Source organism: Halomicrococcus gelatinilyticus (assembly GCA_024227995.1).
Classification (GTDB): Archaea; Halobacteriota; Halobacteria; order Halobacteriales; family Haladaptataceae; genus Halomicrococcus; species Halomicrococcus gelatinilyticus.
The window spans coordinates 308,479-328,843 of record CP100466.1; the positions used below are offsets into that span (position 1 = coordinate 308,479).

Here is a 20,365-nt window from a genome sequence, read left to right on the forward strand (position 1 = left end):
GGTCCGCCGTTACTGTGACGGGACCGCGATTACCGTGTCGTCGTCGGCGTCTCGCTGCTCGTCGTCCGCGTCGCCGTCGACCCGCTGGCCGACGCGCTCGACTCGCCGGACGCCATCCCGACTCCGCTCTCGTTGCCCCAGCCGTCGACGACCGTGACCGAGACATCCGACACGGGTTCGCCGTCGAACGTCACCAGGACCAGCGCGGCCGGGAACGTCACGGCCTGGCCACAGCCTTCGTCCTCACCGCTGGTGTCGACGACTGACGCCGTCGCGGTGAGTGTGCCGTCCGACACCTCGACGCCGGAGACCTCGACCTCGTCGTGGCAGGTGTCCGGCCCGACCGACTCGGCGTACAGGAACAGCGACTCCTCGAACGAGACGCCTTCGAGCAGGTCCGATACGGCGGCCGGACGCTCGCCGTCGTCGAAGCGTTCCGTCAGGATCGTCTCTAGCTGCTGCTTCGAGCGCGACACGCTGACGTCACCGGCGGTCCTCTCGTTCTCCTGGTACCACTCCGGGGCACCCGTGGTCGTGCCCAACTGGACCGTCTCGTAGTCGGTGACGGCACCGGTGCCGCCGTTCCCGTCGCTCTCGTCCGTCGTCTCCGTGCTCTCCGGAGGTTTGTCACCCTCCGCGGTCGTCGTGTCGTCGGTCGTGGTGTCGTCCTCGGGACTACTGCCCGAATCGAGCCGTCCGAGGCAACCTGCGATCGATGCGGCGATTCCGCTACCGGCGACGAGGAGGGCGTCGCGTCGTGTTACGGGAGCCATGTCCGACCGTTCGCTCCGTCACCGTAACTACCTTCGGTAAGCACAAACAGCCGTTTTATCATCCCAGCAACCTGTCGACGACCGTCGGCTGCCGGTCTCGTATTCGAAAATCCGTCGAGCCATCAAGGCGGTCACGTGCTTCCGGTCTGCCCGACGTCGCGGTCGGAAACGAAGACGGACTCCCCTCGCCCCGTCGTTCTCTCGACGTCCGCGAACTGCACCTCGACCGGGTCGGCGAACCGCCTCCCGTTCTTCCGGTCGTGGCGCACGAACGTCGGCGGGCGCTGTCGTCACCTATCACCCGTGTCTGTACGCCACCGACACTCGACCGTTATGTGGTCTGTACGGGGTCCTTTCCGACACTCTCGTGCAGGTTACCGTGGAGTTCTGGCGCGTCACCGGCGACGCTGCCCTGATGGCCGCTCGTCGACGCTCTCGGGGACGAGCGGGGGCGTTGGGGACGTTCAACGACCGGTGGACGAGCGATTGTGAGCAATGAGTCACGCCCGGACGGCCAGCCACCGTTTGAACGGTTTCGCGCCTTTTTGACGTCGCCCGTCCAACTGCGAACGGGAACATCATGAACTACATCGCAGCCGTTCCAGCCGCCGAAATGGACTCCGGGCAGATGCGTGGCGGCGTGGTCGTCGGTGCCATCATCGCCGTCCTCGGCGTCTTCGCGATGCTGGCACCGTTCGTCACCGGCCTCTCGCTCGCAGTCCTCCTCGGCGCGTTCCTGGTCGTCGGCGCGATCGTCCACGTGGCGCACGCGTTCTCGGCCGGGAGCTTCTGGGGTGCGGTCTGGCAGGTCCTGCTCGGCATCCTCTACGGATTCGCCGGCATCTCGTTCATGGCGAATCCGGTCGTCGGCCTGACGACGCTGACGATCCTCGCCATCGCGTTCTTCCTGGTCGACGGCGTCGTCGAAATCGGGTGGTCCATCGCCGGTCGCGGTAACGAGGGCTGGCTGTGGCTCTTCGCGAGCGGCGTCGTGTCGCTGCTCGTCGCGGGCATGCTCTGGGTGGGATTCCCGGCGACCGCTCTCTGGGCCGTCGGCGTCCTCTTCGGGGTGAACCTGCTCGTCACCGGCCTCTCGCTCATCGGCCTCGGCAGGGCGACCCGACGGGCAACGCGGGAGGAGGTTCCGGCGGACGAGCGCGGACGCGAGGCGTGACGAGAGCCCTCCGTCTGTCGACACCTACTGGTCCGTGGATTCGATCCGCAACTGGAGCTGGTCGGCGAGGTCGGTCAGGTGGACCGTCCCGAAGGTCGCGACGATGAGTCCGCCCAGCGTGTTGTAGAACAGGTCGAGAATCGTGTCGTCCAGCCCGTACTGGGTGAGGACCTTGCCGGTCCCGACGAGGTCCGACGCGACGCCGACGTAGAACTCGACGAGTTCCCAGACGACGCCGAACGCCATCACGAACAGCAGTAGGTAGACGAACATGAACTTCGGCGGCATCGCGATGTACTCCGTGTGTTCGTCGAGCGCGCGCGTCACGGCGTAGGCCGCCCCAGCGACGAGCGACGACGACAGCGCGTGGGTCATGTGGTCCCACCACCACGTCGACTTGTACGGACTCAGGAACCCCAGCGCGGGCAGCGACAGCGTCCCGAGCGCGTGCAGGAACATCGCGACGGTGATCCAGAGGACGATGCCGACGCTCATCGTGATGCGGTAGTTGCGCTCCAGTACCGCGGGAAGGAACGAGACCAGCAGTCCGACGCCCGCGTTGACGGCGATGCCGGCGTTGCCGCGCAACACGCCCACGAGGAGGATGCCCGCCATCGCCACCTGGAGGAGACGCGCCAGCTGGCCCTTCCTGCGCGCTGAAACGTGGCCGAGCGTCCGAGAACTCACGTCGCCACCTCCTCCGACCGCTCGGCGTCGGTGGCGAGTCGCTGCCGGAAGTACAGTCGGAACAGTATCCCGGTGAAGATGCCCGCGACGAGCGTGGCGGTGAACACGGCCATCAGTTCGCCGTTCGTCGAGACGAACGTCGTGCCGAGGTATCTGGCCGAGGCCGCCGAGCCGACCGCCCAGAACCCGGCGGTCGCCAGCGTCGCGATGACGGTGAAGAACACCGCGAACCGCGGCGTCATCCGCACCGCCGTCGTCAACTCGAGCGCGACGACGACGAGCATGGCGAGGGTCGCGACGCTGAACCCTGTGACGAGTTCGTCGAAGAGCGTCGGTCGGAACGTCCCGACCGCCAGTGGGAGCGCGGTGACGAGCAGCAGCGGCCACGGGACCGTCCGGGTCCACGACCGATAGACGACGGCGGGCGTGATGGCGACGAACGCAGCGATAGCAGCGAGCGCCATCTCGACGAACAGCACCTGCAGGAAACCCACGACGGCGACGCCGACGAAGACGGCGCTGAACGACCACGCGATCGCCGCGTTCACTCGCGTGTCCGAGACGAACCACTCCTCCGGCAGTGCTCGACCCATTCACTCTCCCCCATCGAACGTCCACGCCACGCTGGGTATAGAGTCTGGCGTCGGTCCTGTTGTAGCCGATCGACGGCCCCGTTCGATGACTCCGTTAGACGGTTGCGTTCGACGGTCGGCAGGGTCAGAGCACGCGGAACACGCGGACGGTGTCGCGGCTGTGCGGTTCGCGGAGGAGTTGCGCGAGTCCGAGGTCCGAGAAGACGTCCTTCCAGTTCCGGTGGTAGAGCGGGAAGTCGTCGTGGACGCAACTCACCTCGGCGCCCTCGCGGCCGCGTCTCGGGCTGTTGCCCTCGTTCTCGGCAGTGATCACGAGGTCGGCGCTGACTCGGGCCACCTCCTCGAAGGCGTCGGCGTTCTCGGGGTGGACGTGCTGGAGCGTCTCGACCGAGTAGACGACGTCGAACGCGTCGTCGTCGAACTCGGGGAGGAGGTCCTCGATCGCGCCGGCGTGGAAGGTCCCCGTCTCGGCCAGCCGGGGGTAGTGCTCGGCCATCACCTCGAACGCGTCGTCGTTGATGTCGATGCCGGTGAGGTTCTCGTAGCCGCTGTCAAGGAGGCGGGCCAGGTGCCGTCCGGAGCTACAGCCGACCTCGAGGATGGCCGCGTCCTCGTCCACGTAGTGGTCGAATACGGCGTCGAGGGTCTCCGTGACCTCGTTCTGCCCGATGTCCGCGTAGTAGCTGGGGGAGAACTCCTCCGAGCGGTTGGCCCAGTACCGGTGGTTGTCCTCCGGTTCCATACGTCCGACTGAGGGAGTCGGGGAGTAAAGAGTCGGCGGTCGGAGAGTAGTGGCCTCGTTACGCCTGCCGGAACTGCAGGTGGTCCCGACCCGCACCCCTGTACAGTCAACCCCGGCTCCACTCGCCGCGGAATACGACAACCACGGCCACGTTCGAGGTCGACAACGACGTGGAGAGCCAGGGGGTCCGGTCGAATCTATCCGGGAGTGGCCACGTGCAGGACCAGGGGAGCGGCTGTAGGCAGGGAATACTTTTCACCCGAGCTAGCGTAGTGGTTCAGGCGATGGCACCGGAACGGGACCCTATCACTCGAATCGGCCGAACGTTTGCGGTCGCCCTTCTCGTGTACGTAGTGACGTTCGTCATGCTGGTCATCATCGGAAGCTTCGGGCTGAGCATCCATCCCTTCCTCGCCCTTCTCCTCGGGCTCGGCATCGTCTACCTCGGATTCTCGCTCTACTACTATCGCCATCCGGAGGTCGCCGCTCGCCAGCGACGCACTACGGACTGAGAACGCTGATTTGGCGACGGGAACCGCGGATTAGCGTCTTCAGTTCTGGTCGGCCACGACCACGAACGGGGTGCCGTCACCGTCCTCCACAGTCCAGCGGACGTCCTCGCGCGACTCATGCGAGTTCGATAGCTAGGTGTCGAGTTCGTGTTCCTCGATGGCCCCGCACCGCGGACAGGGCGTCACGCCAGGCCCGGCAGCGACGAACTCGGTGCCGCACGCGCGGCACCGGTACCGCACTATCGTCTCCCGGCCGGCGTCACTCATCGTCGCCTCCTTCTGCGACCCGGCGGCAGTAGTCCATCGCGGCGAGCGCATCCGTCTGGCCGTACCTCTCGGTCGCGACCCCGGCCTGGGTCGCTCGCCAGCGCCCGTCGTCGAGCCGTGTCAGTTCGAGCGTAGTCTGCCCGGGGTTCGATTCGTCGTCAGTCGTCGCCATAGCTGGAGGGAACGGCGGACACCTAAAGGAACTGAGCCGTCCCCGTGGAGTGGACGTGAAAGTGAACCGTGGTCGGCATGATTTCGTGAGCTATTGTTGCTCGCCGGGCGTCGAAGAGCGATCACCGCGGACGGACGGGCACTGTTCCGGTTCAGGAACTGCCTAACTGGACGAACAGGCTTACGACCGTGGATCACACCGTCTGCGACCGGAAGATGTTGGCGATGCGGCCGACGAACGAGTTGCGCTTGGTCGGGTCGGCGATGATCTCGTACTCCCGCTGGAGCGTCCCGCCGTTCGCCAGTTGCAGGACCGTCAGGCGGTCGTCGGTGATGAACCGGTCGACGTCCTTGCCGACGATGTTCCCGGACGTCGTGACCAGTATGGCGTGGGCGTCGGCGTCCTGTGCGATCGACAGGAGGTTCCTGACGTCGCTCTCGTCCGGTTGCTCGTGTACCGCAGCGACGATGTCCTCGTCCAGCAGGTCGTCCGTCGCGTACACGTGGACCGGGACCTGCTCGCCCGACTCGTCGGTTACCGTCGTGTCCGTCTCCGTCCGCAACGTCCGGTTCTCGAGCATCTCGACGAGCGATTCGCGTGCGGTCAGTTGCTCCCCGATCCAGTCTGCGCCATCGTCGGTGAGATAGTACTGGTAGAGGATGCGTTCGGTCGCCCGCATCGGATGGATGACGAGGTGACACTCCCGACACCGGAGTCGGTGGTCCACCGTCTCCGAGATCGCGTCGCAGTTCTCACAGAAGTGGATGGTGTCCAGTTCCAGACGTTCGAGCGATTCGAGGTCCATCTCGCATCCCGGACAGACGGCACCGTCCTCGTCGTCGAGGAACTGTTCCTGTATCCCCTCGTGACCACATTCCGCGTGACGGTATCGCTCCGTGCGGACCGTCTCCGGAGAGGTGCAGGACGGACAGGCGGACGTGTACTGCATCCCCTTCGCTTCGCACTGCGGACAGATGTACTGCTTCTCCTGGAACTCACGGTGAAGTCGGTCCTGGTCCGTGAGCGTCTCCAGCACCTCGAAGGCAAGACCGTCGCGTTCGTCGAGGCGAGCTTCCGCTTCCGGATACGTTACCTCGCCCGTCTCGATGTCGACGGTCGGATGGATCCCGTCCAGCGAGTCCTTCCAGAGGTCGCTCATCAGTCGGACTATCCCCGGTGATGCCATGCACTGTAACAACAGTGAACAACCATTTAGTTACCACCCGGCTACCGGTCGCGGGACGGTGAGTAGGGGTGGTCTGCCGCTCTCGACGGAAACGGGACTCGAACGACGACGACCGCGACGTCCACAGCCCGGACGGGGTCGCAAAAAACTCGCCGCCAGCGACGGTGACGTCGACCCCAGGCGGGAGTGGCAGGCCATCCTGCTCGCGGTCGGCGGCGGATCGCTCATCATCTCGCTCGCGTTCGAACTGTACGACCGGGCCGTCACGGAGCTCGGGAAGGGACCGCGTCGGCGTGCTTCGTCGGCGGCGTGGCGACGTTCGGCGGTCTGGACACGCTTTCGACAGCCGGTCAGAGGTAGTCGATGCTGGCGGCGTTCATCACCAGACCGCCGATGACGACCGGGATGACGTACACCGCGCCGCGGAAGATGACCACCGCGGCGGTCACGGTCTCCAGTCCGGCGACGGCACCGGGAAGGGTCGAGATGAGGCCGACGAGCACTGCTTCGATGCCGCCCGCGCCGCCAGGGAGCGGGGTGACCCCCGCCATCGCGCCGACGGGGACGGCGAACAGCACGATGGCGAACGGGACGGGCGCGCCGACCGCCTGGAACGACAGCCAGAGCGCGACCATCTGGAACGCCCAGCCCGCCGCGGCTGCGCCGAGCGCCACCGTCACGCCCTCGCGGTCGGTCGCGATCCGTTCGATCGACCCGAGGAAGTGGTCAACCCTGGAGCGGATGGCGGCCCGGTCGAACCGCGAAACCCTCGGCAGGACGCCGAGGACGGGGTTGAGTACCGACGCGAGCAGCTTCACGATGCCTCGCTCGATGCGGCCCCGGTGTTGCCAGCCGAGGTACCCGCCTGCGGTCACCCCGGCGGTCAGCGCGACGACCACGACGGCGGCGACCTGAAGACGGCGGCTGAACGTCGTCTGGGTCGCGTAGTAGCCCAGCCCGATCATGGCGATGACGATCGACGGGACGAAGTTGAGCGAGTCCAGGGTCGCGATGGCCGCGAGGCCGCGCTCGTACTCGGCGTCCGTCGTCTTCGAGATGAGCAGCGCCGTCACCGGCTCGCCGCCGGCCTGCCCGAACGGCGTGACGTTGTTCGAGAACATCGCGCCGTTCATGATCAGGACGGACCTGACGAACGAGACTTCGTTACCGAGCGTGTTCAGCACGGTCTTGAGCCCGAACCCCCACGCCGCGAGCCACCCGAAGATCGCCAGCACGACGAGTGCGACCATCGTCCCGTCCGCGTCCGACAGCTCGCGGGTCAGCTCCTCCACCCCGACGAAGTGCAGCAGTATCCCGAGGACAGCGAGCACGCCGAGGAAGCCGACGGCGGCACGCTGTCGCTGACCATCCATACGTGCAGCCACCTGCTTGATGCATCATTACTATGTCGATAATCTCCGACCCGTCTCGGTGTGTCAGTGGCCAGCACGCGTCCTGGCGAGGCGGGGCGAACGACGAGCGGTCCGGGTGACCATCGCCGGTCGCCGCGCACCGCCTTCCGACCGGGGTCGGTCGCCCGTCACTCCTTTTGAACCGCGGACACGTACTCGTAGTCGGGTTTCCAACGATGGTCGCTCCAACCGTACTGATTCCGGTCGAGTTCCCCGACCCCGATCCGCTCCCGTCGACGTTCATCGACGGCCTCACCGCGTGCAAGGTGGTGCTGCTCGGAGCGTACGAACTGTCGCCGGACGTCGACCCGGACGACCGCCAGCGGAAGGAGGTCGTCTCGGACGATCCGTCGTTCGAGATCGGCCAGGCGATGCGGGACTACGACCTGCTGGTGATGGGCGAGACGCAGGAGTCGCCGCTGGAGCGCGTGTTCGGCAGGACCTACGAGTCGACCGCCGAGCAGACGCATCGCCCGATAATCGTCGTGCAAGAGTGACGGCGCCAGCCGACCTTTCGTAGCCTGACGGGCAGTGCTCGACGACCATAGATCGGACCGACTTCCTCGCTGGGGCGTGAGTCGTGGTGGATTGCTATATAGTGTGGTAACACACTAGGCTTTTGACCATCGGTCCCCTACCAGGACGCATGAGCAGCAACCGGATCGACGCCGAGAGCAAGGTGTCGGGGAATCAGGCGAACATCCCGGCTCGGATTCGTCGTGAGCTCGGGATCGACGACGGCGATCAGCTTCGCTGGCACGTCGAAGACGACGGGAGCGTCCGTGTCCAGGTCGTCCAGCAGCAAACGGGGACGTTCGCGGAGTTCGACGGTTACGATGGCGAGGAGACGACCGACGTGACTGGCGACCACGACGCCTGGGGCGTCGACGTCGAGTAGATGCCCCGCGCACTTATCGATACGACGGTTCTCTTTGCGGCTGCGTACCGGCAGGACAGTTCGCACGAGGTCGCGCTCCCGGTTCTCCGAGGTATCGACGACGGTTCGCTTCCGGAGGCAGTCGTCATCGATTACGTCCTTGCAGAAACGCTCAACGGGCTCACGACCCACGCTGGCCACGATGCAGCCGTCGATCTCCTCGATCGTATCGAGGAGAACGCACGGTTCCACGTCGACTCGCTCACGACAGACGCGCTGGCGACGGGAAAGGCCCTGTTCAGACAGCACGAACCCTTCTCGTTCGTCGACGCCTGCATCATCGCGTACATGCAAACCGAAGGACTCGGGTACATCTATGCCTTGGACGACGATTTCGAGGCGGCCGACGGCGTCTACCGGCTCGATACGGCGACCAACCCGTACAACCCGAGGTGAGACCCCGCGGCTCGTGGGGTTCGAGTCGTGCCACCGATTCTGGTCAGCCGAAGTAGCCGAACCGAGGTCGTCAGGAGTACCGAACCACCGTCCGCTGGCACACGACCGGGAGCGTCGCCGCGTACTCGCGCTCGGGGAACAGCACCGTCACGTCGACGGTCCGCGGCGTCGCCTCGACGATGGCGTCGAACGACACCGACGGCTCGGAGACGAGGTCACCGTTCCGGTCGTACCTGTGCTCGTGGAAGACGACAGGGGCGAACTGCGCGTCCCGGTCGAGTTCGGGGGCTGACGGTGCGTCCTCCGCCGTCGTGCGGTCCAGTTCGGACAGCACCGCCTCGCCCTGCCCGACGGAGACGCCCGTTCCGGCGAGCGACTGCTCCGCCAGGAGCGAGTAGACGTGGTCGACGGCGTGGTCGGTGGCCCGCCGCGTCCCCCACTCGTCGAACGGCATCGTGGCGGTTTCTCCTCCGTCGAACTCCACGCGTACGGAGTCGCTCCCCGGGCGGTACTCGTACTCCCGCTCCGGTTCCGCCTCGATCGAGACCGGCGGTGCCCCACCCACCCGTTCGACCGGTTCGACGTCGGGGTCGAACTCGTCGTTCGCGTCGATGCCGTTCGAACAGCCCGCGAGGAGGAGCGAGAGGGCGGTTCCGGTGCCGGCGAGGACCGTTCGGCGATCCATGACTTCGCTCGTCACTTCGGTGGAATAAGCTTTCTGCAGACCGACGTCTCCGACGGTCGCCACGGGTCAAACGTCCACTTCGGACGTGCGTGTCGAGACGGTGACCTTTTTCGACAGCAGCACCTCGACTCCGGTATGGAAGGGACGACGAAGGCGCTGCTCGTCGCGGCCATCGCTTTCATCGGCGCACTGGCGTTCCTCGCGCTCGCGGTCTACCCGTTCCAGTACGGTCCAGTAGAGAGCGCCGTGCTGGCCGGTCTCCTCGTCCTCGTCGCGCTGCTCGAGACGGTGCTGGACCGGTCGTCGTTCTGAGGGTGTCCGGAACGAACCGCGGTCCAGGCGTCACCAGGAGCACACCTGGTCCGTCACCTCGACGTAGAGCCCGTAGTACGTCCCGTTCCGTTCGAGATACACCATCGTCGTCTCCTTCTGGTGCTGGCGTTGTTGCACGCGATCGACGAACCGTCCGAACGCCGGAGACGGGTCGCAGGTCGCGTAGCCGCCGTCGCCGGTGACCGTGCGAAGGATGTCCCGTTCGGCGGCCGTGAGGGCGCTAAATTCGACGTGGGCGAACCGGGCAGGGCGACTGCGGCCCACCTCCTCGACGCTGATGACGCTGTCGTACAGCTCGTCCATGTCGTCGCGCTTTGCCGTCGTGACGCAGTCCGTCGACCGCTCCCACTCGGTGAGGTTCGTGCCGACGGGGGTATCAGTCGACGATTCGGTGGCCGGACTGCCGCCGTCCGAGAGACAGCCTGCGGTCGCACCGGGAGCGCCGACGGCGAGGGAGCGTAGCAGTCTGCGCCGCGATGTGGCGGGCATGTCACGCGGTGTGAACGTGTCGGAACAGGTAGCTACGGGACGGCGACCATCGTCGCCGTCCAGCGTCGTCGACGGACTGCAGACGGCTGCCGGGCCGTCGAGGTGGCAGTAGCTTTTCCGGTGCGGTCCTGTGCCAGCGACGGCGGGACCGGCCACGACGGCCGCCCGGGGGCGGGAAGTACTGACACCACCCACAACGCTTTTTCTGGGGCCGCGAACAACTCTCCCTATGGATGCCCCCACGCCCCGGACGCTGCCGCCGCTCTTCCGCAGGGCGCTCGAGAAGCACGCCGACCGTACCGCCGTCGTGTCCGGGGAGCGCCGACTCACCTACGGCGACCTCGACGCCCGGTCGTCGGCGCTGGCGAACGCGCTCGTCGGGATGGGCGTCGACCCGGGGGACAGGGTGGCGGTCCTGCTGTCGAACCGACCAGCGTACGTCGTCGTCGACCTGGCCATCGTGGCTGCCGGGGCGGCCCGCCTGCCGCTGAACCCGATGCTCTCGCCGTCGGAGGTCGAGCACGTCCTCTCGGACTCCGGTGCCTCCACGGTGGTCTGCGACGCTGCGCACGCGGACGTGCTGGCCGAGGTCGCGCCTGCGCTCGCGACGTCGCTTGACGTCGTGCTCGTCGGCGGTGACGAGGCCGAGACGCCACGGATCGAGAACGCGACGGTCAGTCGGTACGACGACCTGCTGGCGGAGGAGTCGACGACCCCGCCGGCCGTCGACGTCGAACCCGGGGACGTGGCGGGGCACTTCTACACCGGCGGCACGACGGGCCAGCCGAAGGGCGTCGTCTACTCGCAGGCGGGACTCGCGGCGAGCCTCTACGCCCATCTCGCGGAACTCGGGTTCGACGGGTGCGACACCGGACTGGTCGTCACGCCGCTGTCGCACTCGGCCGGCACGTTCCTCTGGGCGAACCTGCTGGCCGGCGCGACCACCGTGATACGGGACGGGTTCGACGTCGAGCGGACCCTCGGGACCATCGAGTCGCGGGAGGTGACGTGGACGTTCATGGTCCCGACGATGGTGTACCGCCTCCTCGACAGGGGCGTCGACGAGTGGGACCTCGCCTCGCTGGACAGGCTACTGTACGGTGCCGCGCCGATGCGTCCCGACCGACTCCGCGAGGGCATCGAGGCGCTCGGCCCCGTCTTCTTCCAGTTCTACGGCCAGACGGAGGTGCCGAACCTCGTCACGACGCTGGGGCGTCAGGAGCACGCCGCCGCTGCGGCGGCGAGCGACGCGGACGGCGACGACCGGGCAAAGCGCCTCCGGTCCGCCGGTCAGCCGTGTCTCCTCGTCGACGTCCGCATCGTCGACCCGGAGACGGGCGACCCCCGCCCCACGGGAGAGCCGGGCGAGGTCGCGGTGGCCTCCCCCTACGCGTTCGAGAGGTATCACGAGCGCCCCGAGGAGACCGCACGCACGCTCCGGGACGGCTGGGTTCACACCGGCGACGTCGGGCGGTTCGACGAGGACGGCTACCTCTACCTGCTCGACCGCAAGCGCGACGTGATCATCACGGGCGGGATGAACGTCTACAGTCACGAGGTCGAGGACGCCCTCGGCGACCATCCCGAGATACGCGACGTGGCGGTGTTCGGCATCCCGGACGACGACTGGGGCGAGGCGGTCCACGCGGTCGTCGTCGCCGGCTCGGAGGCGCTGACCGCCGGCGACGTGAGAGCGCACGCGGACGAACTGCTCGCCGACTACAAGAAGCCGAAGTCCGTGGCGTTCGCCGACGACCTCCCGACGACGGCCCACGGCAAGGTGGACAAGGCCACCCTGCGCGATCCGTACTGGGAGGACGCCGACCGCTCCGTGAACTGAACGGGCGCACGAACGTCCACGGTAAGGTCCCGGACGAGCGGCCGAACCCGTCCGACGAACTGCATCGACGGCGCGTGGTCGGGAACTCGAACGCTGCAGCCTCCGAGGAACGGCGGGCCGTTCACTCGTCGCTGTATCGTTTGAGCCCGAGCGCACCGCCGATGCTGGCGATGCCGGCTAGCACGCCGAACCCGGGCTGGTTCGTCTTCGTCGTGGTGGACGAGGTCGATGCCTCGTTCCCCTCCCCCGCAGACCCGGTCCCCGTCGTGGGTCCGGCGTCCACGCTGGAACTCGTGGCCGTCGTCGTTCCCGTGCCCGTCGTCGTGGTAGCCGGCGTGGTCGTGGTAGTCGAGGTCGGCGGCGTGGTCGTCGACGTTGTCGTGGTGGACGTGCTCGTCGTGGTTGTCGTCCCGGACCCGTCGGTGACGCCGAGGTCGGCGAGCGCGTCGCGGAGGGTGACGATGTCGACGTTCCGGTCTTTCGCCATCTGGATCACCATCCGGATGCGGGACGGCGAGAGCTTCTCCGTCGCCCAGCTGTGACCACCCAGGATTCCGAGCGTGTCCTCGGACGCGACCCGGTCGAGGAACGTCCCGAGTTCGTCCTTCGTGATCTTCCCACGGCGGAACATCGTCCTGGAGAGGTGCGGGAGCTGTATCCCGTCGGCGTGGTGGATCTGGCCGCGGCCGCCGATGGCGAGCCCACCGTTCGCGACGGCGGTGTAGTGCTCGTCGACGAGTTCCTGCGTCCGTCGCCCGTACCCGCCGTACGGCATCACGATGTTCGAGACGTCGACGCCGTACTCCTCGATCTGCCGTTTCGACTCGCGGAGCGACGTCCGAAGGACGGCGTCTGAGTACCGTTCGGTCACGCCGTCGCTGGCCGTGAACGCCTGCCCGACCGGCGACTCGAGCTCCACGAACTCCCCCTTCTCGTCGGAGCCGTTACCTGTCACAGTGACGGTCGTCGACCGCGTTCCGTCGCTGACGACGAGTTCGTCCCCGGGGACCTTGCCGTGGACGTTCGTGCTCACGTGGAGTTTCCGGTCGCCGGACGCGACGTCGCGCGTGACCTCGACGGCAGCCAGTAGGCGGTGCTGGACGGTGTGGGACATGATTTCCCAGCCCTCGTCTTCCAGCGTCCGGAGCTGTGACGCGCTGAGGGCGCTGCCTCCTCCGACGTACGACGCCACCACGGCGGAACAGCCCGGGACGCCCTCCTTGCGGTGGGCCTTCCGGTACGTGTTGGTGTAATCCTCGACCGGGCCGTCGTCGTAGGTGAACACCAGCTTGCCGTTCGACGAGGAGGCGGAGAGCGCCGTCCCCGCGACCATCGCCGACCCGGCGATAGCCAGGCCGTTCCGAAGGACGGCGCGACGCGTCGACGAAGACGTCCCGTCGCTCGCCATCACTTCCTCCCGGGGATACCGGTGCTGGCTATCGAGCGAAGCGTTCGCAAGACGCGCGCTGGCGAGCCGAACCGTCCGTCGGCCTGTCGAACGGTGTTGACGGTGTTCGCCACCGACTTCCCGGTCTCCGCGGCGAGGTCCCAGCTGACCCGTTCCAGGCGCTGGACCCCTGACGTCGCCCATCGACTCGGATGCGCGAGCAGGTAGACGGACGGACAGTCGCCGGATTCGAGCGCCTGTACCACGTCGTCGGTCGAGCGGACCGCGCCGAACCCCGGGACGGACGCGTCCCAGTCGCGACCGGTGTCGGACAGGTACATCCGGTCGCTGCTACCGTCGTCGTCGGCGTCGATTTCGTACGCTCTCCCGACGAGGTCGTAGTCGGCCGGCGTCCGGGTGTCTTCGTTCCACATGTCAATGTTCAGGTGCGGGGAGAGAGCGTTCCCGTGGGCGCAGACGGTCTCGATGGGGACGTGCTGGCGGAACGACGCGAGGTTGGCTGCGAATCGCGTGTGCGCCCGGTGTGGGTTGCCGCGTTCCTTCACGAAGTCCTCGTAGTGGTAGCCGATCTCGTGTCCGTTCGAGGCCATCTGCTTCGCGATCTCCGGGTCGAACGTGCTCGTCCTGAAGTAGTACGTCGCGTCGATGCCGAGGTCGGCCTCGACGTCGGCGAGCGCGACGGCGTTGCTGACGCGCCGATCGACGTCGTGCCGGAGGACTATCGACCGGGGAGCCGTCTCGGCCGCGTCGAGGTACTCGGCGACGGTGTAGAACTCGTAATCGTGGTCCAGGGCGGCACGCAACAACCGCCTGTAATCCGGTAGGCCGAAACCAGATAATTGCATGGTTCGACCGGCAAATAAAGCGACGGCATTGATTGTTATGAGTCGGATACTAACCGGATAAGGTCCGCTTTCCGTCGCTGTGGCGGCGCATACAACTCGAGCCTAACCGGATACGGCCTCCCTTCTGCGGGCCTGGGGTCGCCTGCAGGGCGGGACTACCCGACCACGACCCGACCTGGACCGCCGACTGCGGTCCGGAACGCGCCGGTTGTCACGGAGCGCCCGTGGGACTCGGGGTCACTTCGGCACCCAGACCAGTGGCGCGTGGTCCCACGCCCAGCGTTGCTCGGGCCTCTCGGTGAACTCCCAGAAGCTCCGCGGCCAGGTACCGAGCGCGTCGCGTATCTGGCGGTAGGAGAGGGTGCTTTCGCCGTCGAGGACGAGCTTGAACCGCTCCTCGAACCGGCCGGGGTCGAAGCCCTCCGGCGCGTGCTCGTCGGGGTCGTCGAGGAGACGGTGGTAGTGGGCCCGACCGCCGCGGTTGATGTATCCCAGCACGAGGGAACCGCCTGGGGCGACGGCGTCGTAGAGGGCCTGGAGTGCGCGTTCGGAGTCAGCGACGTACGCGAGCGTGCCGAAGGTGAGCACGACGTCGAACTGGCGGCCGGGGTCGAATTCGGGAAGGACTGTGCGCTCGAAGTCGACGTTCTCGTACCCCTCGTCACGCGCTCGCTCGCGGTTCTCGTCGAGGATCGTCTCGGCCGCGTCGTAGCCGACGACTGCGGTCTCGGGGTGGCGGTCGGCGACGTGGAAGGCGACGATGCCGGGACCACAGCCGACGTCCGCGAACGAATCGGGGACGCCCTTCGCGTCGAAGAGGTCGTCGAGCAGTCCGCGCACGTGGTGCGTGCTCGGCGTCGCGCTGTCGCGGTCGTCGTCGTCGGCTTCGTGCCAGAACTCGTTCCAGTCGATGGTGGCGTCGTGGGTCGCGTCGGTCATGGTCGAACTGTTGGTGATTCGGACCGCGGGCGCTCCCCGGACCGGTGGCTGGTCGGTGTCCTGTTCGTCCGTCACGGCGCCCAGTGTAGACGAAATCGAGCGCTTGAGCAAAAGCTATGGGGAACTACTACAAGAATCCGGCGATATAATTTCACCGTCTCCCTTGCTTAAGAATCGTCGTATGGGGTGATAAAACTTTGGGAAGAAGGACGCCGGTGCCCTACACCGACAGCTCCGCTTCCACGTCGGCGAACGTCGCGTGCATCCGCTCGACGATGTCGTCGACGTCGTCCTCGCCGACCGTCAGCGGCGGCGTGATGAGCGTGTGGTCGCCGCGCTCGCCGTCGACGTGCGTGCCGCTCGGGTACGTGATGATGCCGTTGTCCAGCCCCCGCTCGAACAGGAGGCCCTGGAACTCGGCACCGGTCTCGGCCAGCGGCTCCTTCGTCTCGCGGTCCTGGACGAACTCGACGCCGACCATCAGCCCCTTGCCGCGGACGTCGCCCACCATGTCGTAGTCGTAGAACTCCTGGCACCGTTCGAGGAGGTACTCGCCGACCGTGCGGGCGTTCGCCACGAGGTCGTGGTCCTGCATGTACTGGAGGACCGCCGTCCCGATGGCCGCGGAGGTGGGGTTGAAGCAGTAGGTGTGGCCGTGCTGGAAGCCGTCCTCGACGTCCTCGAAGACGTCGGCGACGCGCTCGTGGGGCATCGTCCCGCCGACCGGGGTGTACCCGCCGGACATCCCCTTCGCCCCTGTGATGATGTCGGGGGTGACGTCCCAGTGTTCGATGGCGAAGTTCTCGCCCGTCCGCCCGAACCCGGCCATCACCTCGTCGACGACGAACAGGACGTCGTACTCGTCGCAGATCTCCCGGACGCGCTCGAAGTAGCCGTCGTGGGGGTACGCGCCGCCGTTGGCCGCGCCGGTCACGGGTTCGGCGATGAACGCCGCGACCGACTCCGGTCCCTCGTCCTGGATGATGCGCTCGACCTCGTCGGCGCACTCGACGCCGCAGTCGCGCCCGCCCTCGCTTCCGTCAGAGCGGAGCTCTGACGACGTTCGCGCGCCTCCGGCGCCCTCACCCCCGCAGAACTCGCAACGGTACGGCGAGGCGCTCGGTGCCTTCGGGAAGTTCTGGAACAGCGGTTCCATCTTGTCCTTGCGGGCGGGGAAGCCCGAGAGCGCCATCGCGCCGGCCGTGTTGCCGTGGTAGCTCCGCCGGCGCGAGATGACCTTGTACTTGCGCTCGTCGCCGCGCTCGAAGTGGTACTGGCGGGCCATCTTCACGGCGCTCTCGTTGGCCTCCGAGCCGCTGCCGACCAGCCAGGTGTGTTCGAAGCCGTCGGGCGTGAACTCCGCGATCTTCTCGGTGTACTCCATCGCGGGCTCGTTGGCAAAGAGCATGCTGGAGGTGTACTCCAGGGTCTCGATCTGCTCGCGGGCGGCCTCGGCGATCGCCTCGCGGCCGTGGCCGATGTTGACGTTCTGGTTGCCGGAGATGGCGTCGACGTAGCGGTTGCCGTCGGCGTCCCAGACGTGGTGGCCCTCGCCGCGCACGATGGTGACGTACTCCTTCTGGAACGCGCGGGGGAACATCCCGCCGAGTTCGGTGCCTGGCGTCGTTGTTCGTGGTCGCTCTGTCATAGTTCCATCAGTTTCTCCCAGTGTGCTTCGACCTCCTCGGTCCACTCCTCGAAGCCGACGTCGTAGATGCGGTCGGTGCCGCGGAGGACGATGTCGGTCGGGTCGATGGCCCGGAGCATCGCCACCTCACCGCGGGTCGGAACGGGCGTCGTCGTGACGTCGTCGGCGACCGCGAGGTCCCACTGGACCTCCTCGCGCACCTCATCGACCGAGACGCCGGGGTGGGTCGACGACAGGGTCATCTCCTTCGTGTCGTCGTCGAACCGGAACACGGCCATGTCCGTGATGACCGCCTCGGGACCGCCGCCCTCGAAGCCGAGTTCTTCGCGCGCGCCGGGGCCGTCGAGGTAGCCCGGGGCGGTCACGTAGTCGACGTCGGTGGTGAACGCACGGCGGTGCTGGCGCATCATCACGACCGTCCGGCCGCAGGAGGTCATGATGTCGTTGCTCCCGCCCGACCCGGGCAGGCGCACCTTCGGCCGCTCGTAGGTCCCCTCGTCGCCGGTGACGACCGTGGAGTTGGTGTTGCCGTACTTGTCAATCTGGCCCGCCCCGATGATGCCGACGTCGAACAGCCCGCGCTGGTTGTCCATGAAGATTTGCATCTGGTCGGTCGCGACGAGCGACCCGACGCCCAGCACGCTGTCGGAGATGGACTGCACCACGCCCGGCGGCTGGGAGCCGACGTAGCCGGACTCGGTGACGAGCTGGCAGTCGGGCGCGCGGGTGTGCTTGGCGAGCACGCCCGAGATGAGCGACATCCCGACGCCGATGAACGCCGTCTCGCCGTCACCGATCTCGTGGGACGCGGTCACCGCGAGCAGTTCGGTCAGCGAGTAGTCGTCGGCCGGTTCGTGTGGGTCTTCGACGTCGATGGGGTACTCGAAGTCCGGGTCGCCGGTCCTTTCAGGTTGCATCTCGCTCATCTCGTGTCTCCGTTGATGGTCTGCTCCATGGACTCCAGTTTCGCCAGCCGGTCCGCGCCGACCTTCTCCAGGTACTCCTCGTGGGGGACGATCCACTCGTCGAGCCAGTCGAGGAACTCCTCGCGGTCCTTCGACTCGAGGCCGTACTCCCGGTAGAACGGGAGGTCGGCGTAGTACTCGCCGTAGCAGTGCCACGGATGGCAGCCGAACGGGACCTCGACGACCGCGTCGACGGCGTAGAACGGGATGCGGGTGAGTTCGGGCGCTTCCTCGATCTCCCCGGTCGGGACGACCTCCTCGCACGTGATGACGGTGTGCTCGGCGGCCCGGGCCTTGAGGTGGTCGTTGACGACGTTGCCGAATATCTGCGCGTTGCCCTGCGCGTCCGCGCGCTGGACGTGGATGATGGCGACGTCGGGGTTCGCCGCGGGCACGAGCGCGAGTTCGTCGCCGGAGCCGAACGGGTCCTCGATGACCTCGATGTCGTCGTTCTTCGCGGCGATGTCGGTGCCGAGCATCGACCGCGTGGGGACGAAGGGGACGTCCATCGCGCCGGCGAAGAAGAGGAGCGACGACCCGAAGTTCGAGACGTCCTGCATCTCCAGGTGGTGGGGGACGTCGTCCTCGACCGCGCGCCGGACGTTGTGGCCCTGGGAGATGAGGCTGGTGCCGACCCAGGAGCCGACGTACTCGTCGACGCAGCCGGCACCAACCATCATGTCGAAGAGGGTGGTCCGGGCGTCGTCGACGACGCACAGTCCCTCCTTCTCCTGGCGGATGATCTCGCGGGCCGCCGCCTCGGGGTCGCGGCCGCCCATCCCGCCGAAGGCGACGCTCGCCCCGTCGGGGACGTACTCGTCGACGGCCGATTCGAGGTCGGTCGTCTTGTCGCGCGTCGCGGCCGCCTCTGTGTCTGTTCCGTCACCCATCTCGTCGGTCACCGGGCTCATTCGGCGGCCTCCGATGCGTCGAGGTCGCTCGCCCGCTCGTCGAGTTCGTAGCCGCACCACTCCATCGCGAGGAACGCGAGCGCCTTCGTCGTCTCGACGAGGTCCTCGACGGGCAGGTACTCGTCGGTGCCGTGGATGTTGTAGTCGCCCGGTCCGAAACAGACGGCGGGCGTGTCGGCGTAGTTGACGAAGAAGCGGGAGTCGATGCCGCCGGGGAAGCCCTTGGCGTGGCTCTCGCGGTCGAACTCCGCGGCCATCACGTCCTGGACGGTCGTGACGATCTCCTCGTCGGGCGATATCTTCGCGGAGCTTCCGCGCCAGCCGAACCACTCGACCGCCGGCGGGTGGTCGTCGAGCCACGGGTCGCCGTCGGCCGCGCGGCGGACCGTCTCCTCGACGACGTCGTGTATCTCCTCCCGCGTCTCGTCGGGCGCGTGGGAGATGCGCGCCTCGAGGACGGCCTCGTCGGGGACGCTGGAGGCCCACTCCCCGGCGTGGAGGGTGCCGAGGTTGAGCGAGACGGTGTGTTCGTGCCACTGCTCGAAGAGGTCGTCGTGGACGCTCTCCTTGCGCTCGTCGTGGAGCGCCTCGAGCGCCCGGTAGATGGGGACCAGCTTCGAGATGGCGTTGACGCCGTTGTCGGTCTCGGCGGCGTGGGCGCTCTTGCCCTCGACGGTCACCCGGAAGTAGGAGACGCCGTCGTTGGCGATCCACATGTCGAAGTCAGTCGGTTCGGGGATGACCACGGCGTCGACGTCCGCCGCGTCGTCGTCGAGCACGGTCGCCAGCGTGCCGCCGTAGCCGCCGGCCTCCTCCTCGATGACCGACTCGACGGTCACGTCGCCGAGGAGTTCGACGCCGGCGCGGTCGAGCGCTTCGAGCGCGTAGACCATGGCGGCCACGCCGCCCTTCATGTCGGAGGCACCGCGCCCGATCAGCTTTCCGTCCTCGACGTCGCCCGAGAAGGGGTCGAACGACCACTGCTCTGCGTCGCCCTCGGGGACGACGTCGACGTGACCGTTGAACAGCAGCGAGCGGCCGTCGCCGGAACCCTCGCGCGTACCGATGACGTTGGGGCGGTCGTCGTAGGGCTCGCCGGTGTCGGAGTACTCCGGGTGGTCCTCGATGCCGGCCACCTCGTGGGCCTCGAGCGTCCGGACGTCGAGACCGATTTCGTTAAGCTTGTCGCGTACGCGTGACTGTACCGGTGCTTCGTCCCCCTGCACGCTTCGCTCGGTCACGAGGTCGCTCGCGAACGCTACTGCGTCGTCGGTGAGGGCCTCTACTGCCGTGTCCACGCGGTTACGAGCGGTCCTGTCTATCTCCGTCATGCGTCCGTTCCCACCCCACTGCGGTTCGTCGTTCTGCGTGTTACCATGTACGCCCCATTTGCCCTTACCAGTGTTAACTCTTTACCCGATAGTACGATACTTTGTACTTCATAGGACGAT

24 protein-coding genes are annotated in these 20,365 nt (G+C 67.1%); 7 read left to right on the top strand and 17 right to left on the bottom strand.

The annotated features are described in order from the left end of the window. Nucleotides 1-29: 29 nt before the first annotated feature. Entirely contained in the window at nucleotides 30-773 is a 744-nt protein-coding gene (locus NKT36_RS16760; RefSeq protein WP_327053531.1) for a hypothetical protein, read from the bottom strand. 580 nt (nucleotides 774-1,353) lie between these two features. Between NKT36_RS16760 and NKT36_RS16765 the strand changes: the two genes are divergently transcribed. Continuing rightward, the gene (locus NKT36_RS16765) at nucleotides 1,354-1,947 is read left to right on the top strand and encodes an HdeD family acid-resistance protein (protein WP_327053532.1); all 594 of its coding nucleotides are present in this window, start codon (nucleotides 1,354-1,356) and stop codon (nucleotides 1,945-1,947) included. Nucleotides 1,948-1,971: 24 nt separating this feature from the next. Here the strand turns inward: NKT36_RS16765 and NKT36_RS16770 are convergent, their stop codons facing one another. The 3 genes from NKT36_RS16770 to NKT36_RS16780 form a co-directional block, all read right to left on the bottom strand. Further along, nucleotides 1,972-2,634, bottom strand: a complete 663-nt coding sequence (locus tag NKT36_RS16770) for a hypothetical protein (protein ID WP_327053533.1) — start codon at nucleotides 2,632-2,634, stop codon at nucleotides 1,972-1,974. Next, nucleotides 2,631-3,227 carry a hypothetical protein gene (locus tag NKT36_RS16775; RefSeq protein WP_327053534.1) on the bottom strand — a complete coding sequence of 199 codons (597 nt, stop codon included), beginning with the start codon at nucleotides 3,225-3,227 and terminating at the stop codon, nucleotides 2,631-2,633. Before NKT36_RS16775 ends, NKT36_RS16770 begins: the two co-directional genes overlap by 4 nt. 124 nt (nucleotides 3,228-3,351) lie before the next feature. Continuing rightward, the gene (locus NKT36_RS16780) at nucleotides 3,352-3,969 is read right to left on the bottom strand and encodes a class I SAM-dependent methyltransferase (RefSeq protein ID WP_327053535.1); all 618 of its coding nucleotides are present in this window, start codon (nucleotides 3,967-3,969) and stop codon (nucleotides 3,352-3,354) included. A 344-nt stretch (nucleotides 3,970-4,313) separates the two neighbouring features. On the opposite strand from NKT36_RS16780, the gene NKT36_RS16785 reads away from it, so the two are divergent. Continuing rightward, on the top strand, nucleotides 4,314-4,481 hold the full coding sequence (locus tag NKT36_RS16785; RefSeq protein ID WP_327053536.1) for a hypothetical protein: 168 nt from the start codon (nucleotides 4,314-4,316) through the stop codon (nucleotides 4,479-4,481). A gap of 132 nt (nucleotides 4,482-4,613) precedes the next feature. Here NKT36_RS16785 and NKT36_RS16790 read toward each other — a convergent pair whose 3' ends face one another. The 4 genes from NKT36_RS16790 to NKT36_RS16805 form a co-directional block, all read right to left on the bottom strand. Next, nucleotides 4,614-4,748, bottom strand: a complete 135-nt coding sequence (locus tag NKT36_RS16790) for a hypothetical protein (protein ID WP_327053537.1) — start codon at nucleotides 4,746-4,748, stop codon at nucleotides 4,614-4,616. Continuing rightward, nucleotides 4,741-4,920 (bottom strand): hypothetical protein, encoded by a 180-nt coding sequence (locus tag NKT36_RS16795; RefSeq protein WP_327053538.1) that lies wholly within the window; start codon nucleotides 4,918-4,920, stop codon nucleotides 4,741-4,743. The genes NKT36_RS16790 and NKT36_RS16795 overlap by 8 nt, the downstream gene beginning before the upstream one ends. 193 nt (nucleotides 4,921-5,113) lie before the next feature. After that, complete coding sequence (locus NKT36_RS16800) at nucleotides 5,114-6,079, bottom strand: TackOD1 domain-containing metal-binding protein (protein ID WP_327053539.1); 966 nt, start codon at nucleotides 6,077-6,079, stop codon at nucleotides 5,114-5,116. A gap of 377 nt (nucleotides 6,080-6,456) precedes the next feature. Further along, a complete protein-coding gene (locus NKT36_RS16805; RefSeq protein ID WP_327053540.1) occupies nucleotides 6,457-7,479 on the bottom strand; it encodes a lysylphosphatidylglycerol synthase transmembrane domain-containing protein in 1,023 nt (340 codons plus the stop codon). A gap of 215 nt (nucleotides 7,480-7,694) precedes the next feature. Here NKT36_RS16805 and NKT36_RS16810 point away from each other — a divergent pair, with 215 nt between their 5' ends. From NKT36_RS16810 to NKT36_RS16820, 3 genes are all read left to right on the top strand, one after another. Then, nucleotides 7,695-8,015, top strand: a complete 321-nt coding sequence (locus NKT36_RS16810; protein ID WP_327053541.1) for a universal stress protein — start codon at nucleotides 7,695-7,697, stop codon at nucleotides 8,013-8,015. Between the two features lie 149 nt (nucleotides 8,016-8,164). Then, complete coding sequence (locus tag NKT36_RS16815) at nucleotides 8,165-8,416, top strand: AbrB/MazE/SpoVT family DNA-binding domain-containing protein (protein WP_327053542.1); 252 nt, start codon at nucleotides 8,165-8,167, stop codon at nucleotides 8,414-8,416. Next, nucleotides 8,417-8,851 (top strand): PIN domain-containing protein, encoded by a 435-nt coding sequence (locus NKT36_RS16820; protein WP_327053543.1) that lies wholly within the window; start codon nucleotides 8,417-8,419, stop codon nucleotides 8,849-8,851. Nucleotides 8,852-8,921: 70 nt separating this feature from the next. Here the strand turns inward: NKT36_RS16820 and NKT36_RS16825 are convergent, their stop codons facing one another. Continuing rightward, nucleotides 8,922-9,536 (bottom strand): hypothetical protein, encoded by a 615-nt coding sequence (locus NKT36_RS16825; RefSeq protein WP_327053544.1) that lies wholly within the window; start codon nucleotides 9,534-9,536, stop codon nucleotides 8,922-8,924. A gap of 135 nt (nucleotides 9,537-9,671) precedes the next feature. On the opposite strand from NKT36_RS16825, the gene NKT36_RS16830 reads away from it, so the two are divergent. After that, entirely contained in the window at nucleotides 9,672-9,848 is a 177-nt protein-coding gene (locus NKT36_RS16830) for a hypothetical protein (protein ID WP_327053545.1), read from the top strand. Between the two features lie 30 nt (nucleotides 9,849-9,878). On the opposite strand, the gene NKT36_RS16835 is transcribed toward NKT36_RS16830, so the two are convergent. Then, nucleotides 9,879-10,358 (bottom strand): hypothetical protein, encoded by a 480-nt coding sequence (locus NKT36_RS16835; protein WP_327053546.1) that lies wholly within the window; start codon nucleotides 10,356-10,358, stop codon nucleotides 9,879-9,881. Between the two features lie 229 nt (nucleotides 10,359-10,587). Here NKT36_RS16835 and NKT36_RS16840 point away from each other — a divergent pair, with 229 nt between their 5' ends. Continuing rightward, complete coding sequence (locus NKT36_RS16840) at nucleotides 10,588-12,198, top strand: AMP-binding protein (RefSeq protein ID WP_327053547.1); 1,611 nt, start codon at nucleotides 10,588-10,590, stop codon at nucleotides 12,196-12,198. Between the two features lie 121 nt (nucleotides 12,199-12,319). On the opposite strand, the gene NKT36_RS16845 is transcribed toward NKT36_RS16840, so the two are convergent. The 7 genes from NKT36_RS16845 to NKT36_RS16875 all read right to left on the bottom strand — a co-directional run bounded on the left by NKT36_RS16845 (nucleotide 12,320) and on the right by NKT36_RS16875 (nucleotide 20,245). Beyond that, entirely contained in the window at nucleotides 12,320-13,606 is a 1,287-nt protein-coding gene (locus tag NKT36_RS16845; RefSeq protein WP_327053548.1) for a polysaccharide deacetylase family protein, read from the bottom strand. Then, nucleotides 13,606-14,451, bottom strand: coding sequence for a hypothetical protein (locus NKT36_RS16850; RefSeq protein ID WP_327053549.1), 846 nt, complete (start codon nucleotides 14,449-14,451; stop codon nucleotides 13,606-13,608). Before NKT36_RS16850 ends, NKT36_RS16845 begins: the two co-directional genes overlap by 1 nt. A 237-nt stretch (nucleotides 14,452-14,688) precedes the next feature. Beyond that, nucleotides 14,689-15,465, bottom strand: coding sequence for a class I SAM-dependent methyltransferase (locus tag NKT36_RS16855; RefSeq protein WP_327053550.1), 777 nt, complete (start codon nucleotides 15,463-15,465; stop codon nucleotides 14,689-14,691). A 145-nt stretch (nucleotides 15,466-15,610) separates the two neighbouring features. Continuing rightward, a complete protein-coding gene (locus NKT36_RS16860) occupies nucleotides 15,611-17,038 on the bottom strand; it encodes an aminotransferase family protein (RefSeq protein ID WP_327053551.1) in 1,428 nt (475 codons plus the stop codon). Further along, nucleotides 17,035-17,955 carry a CoA-transferase subunit beta gene (locus NKT36_RS16865; RefSeq protein ID WP_327053552.1) on the bottom strand — a complete coding sequence of 307 codons (921 nt, stop codon included), beginning with the start codon at nucleotides 17,953-17,955 and terminating at the stop codon, nucleotides 17,035-17,037. Before NKT36_RS16865 ends, NKT36_RS16860 begins: the two co-directional genes overlap by 4 nt. A 5-nt stretch (nucleotides 17,956-17,960) precedes the next feature. Next, nucleotides 17,961-18,914, bottom strand: a complete 954-nt coding sequence (locus NKT36_RS16870; protein ID WP_327053553.1) for a CoA transferase subunit A — start codon at nucleotides 18,912-18,914, stop codon at nucleotides 17,961-17,963. Continuing rightward, nucleotides 18,911-20,245, bottom strand: coding sequence for an ArgE/DapE family deacylase (locus tag NKT36_RS16875; protein ID WP_327053554.1), 1,335 nt, complete (start codon nucleotides 20,243-20,245; stop codon nucleotides 18,911-18,913). Before NKT36_RS16875 ends, NKT36_RS16870 begins: the two co-directional genes overlap by 4 nt. Nucleotides 20,246-20,365: the final 120 nt, after the last annotated feature.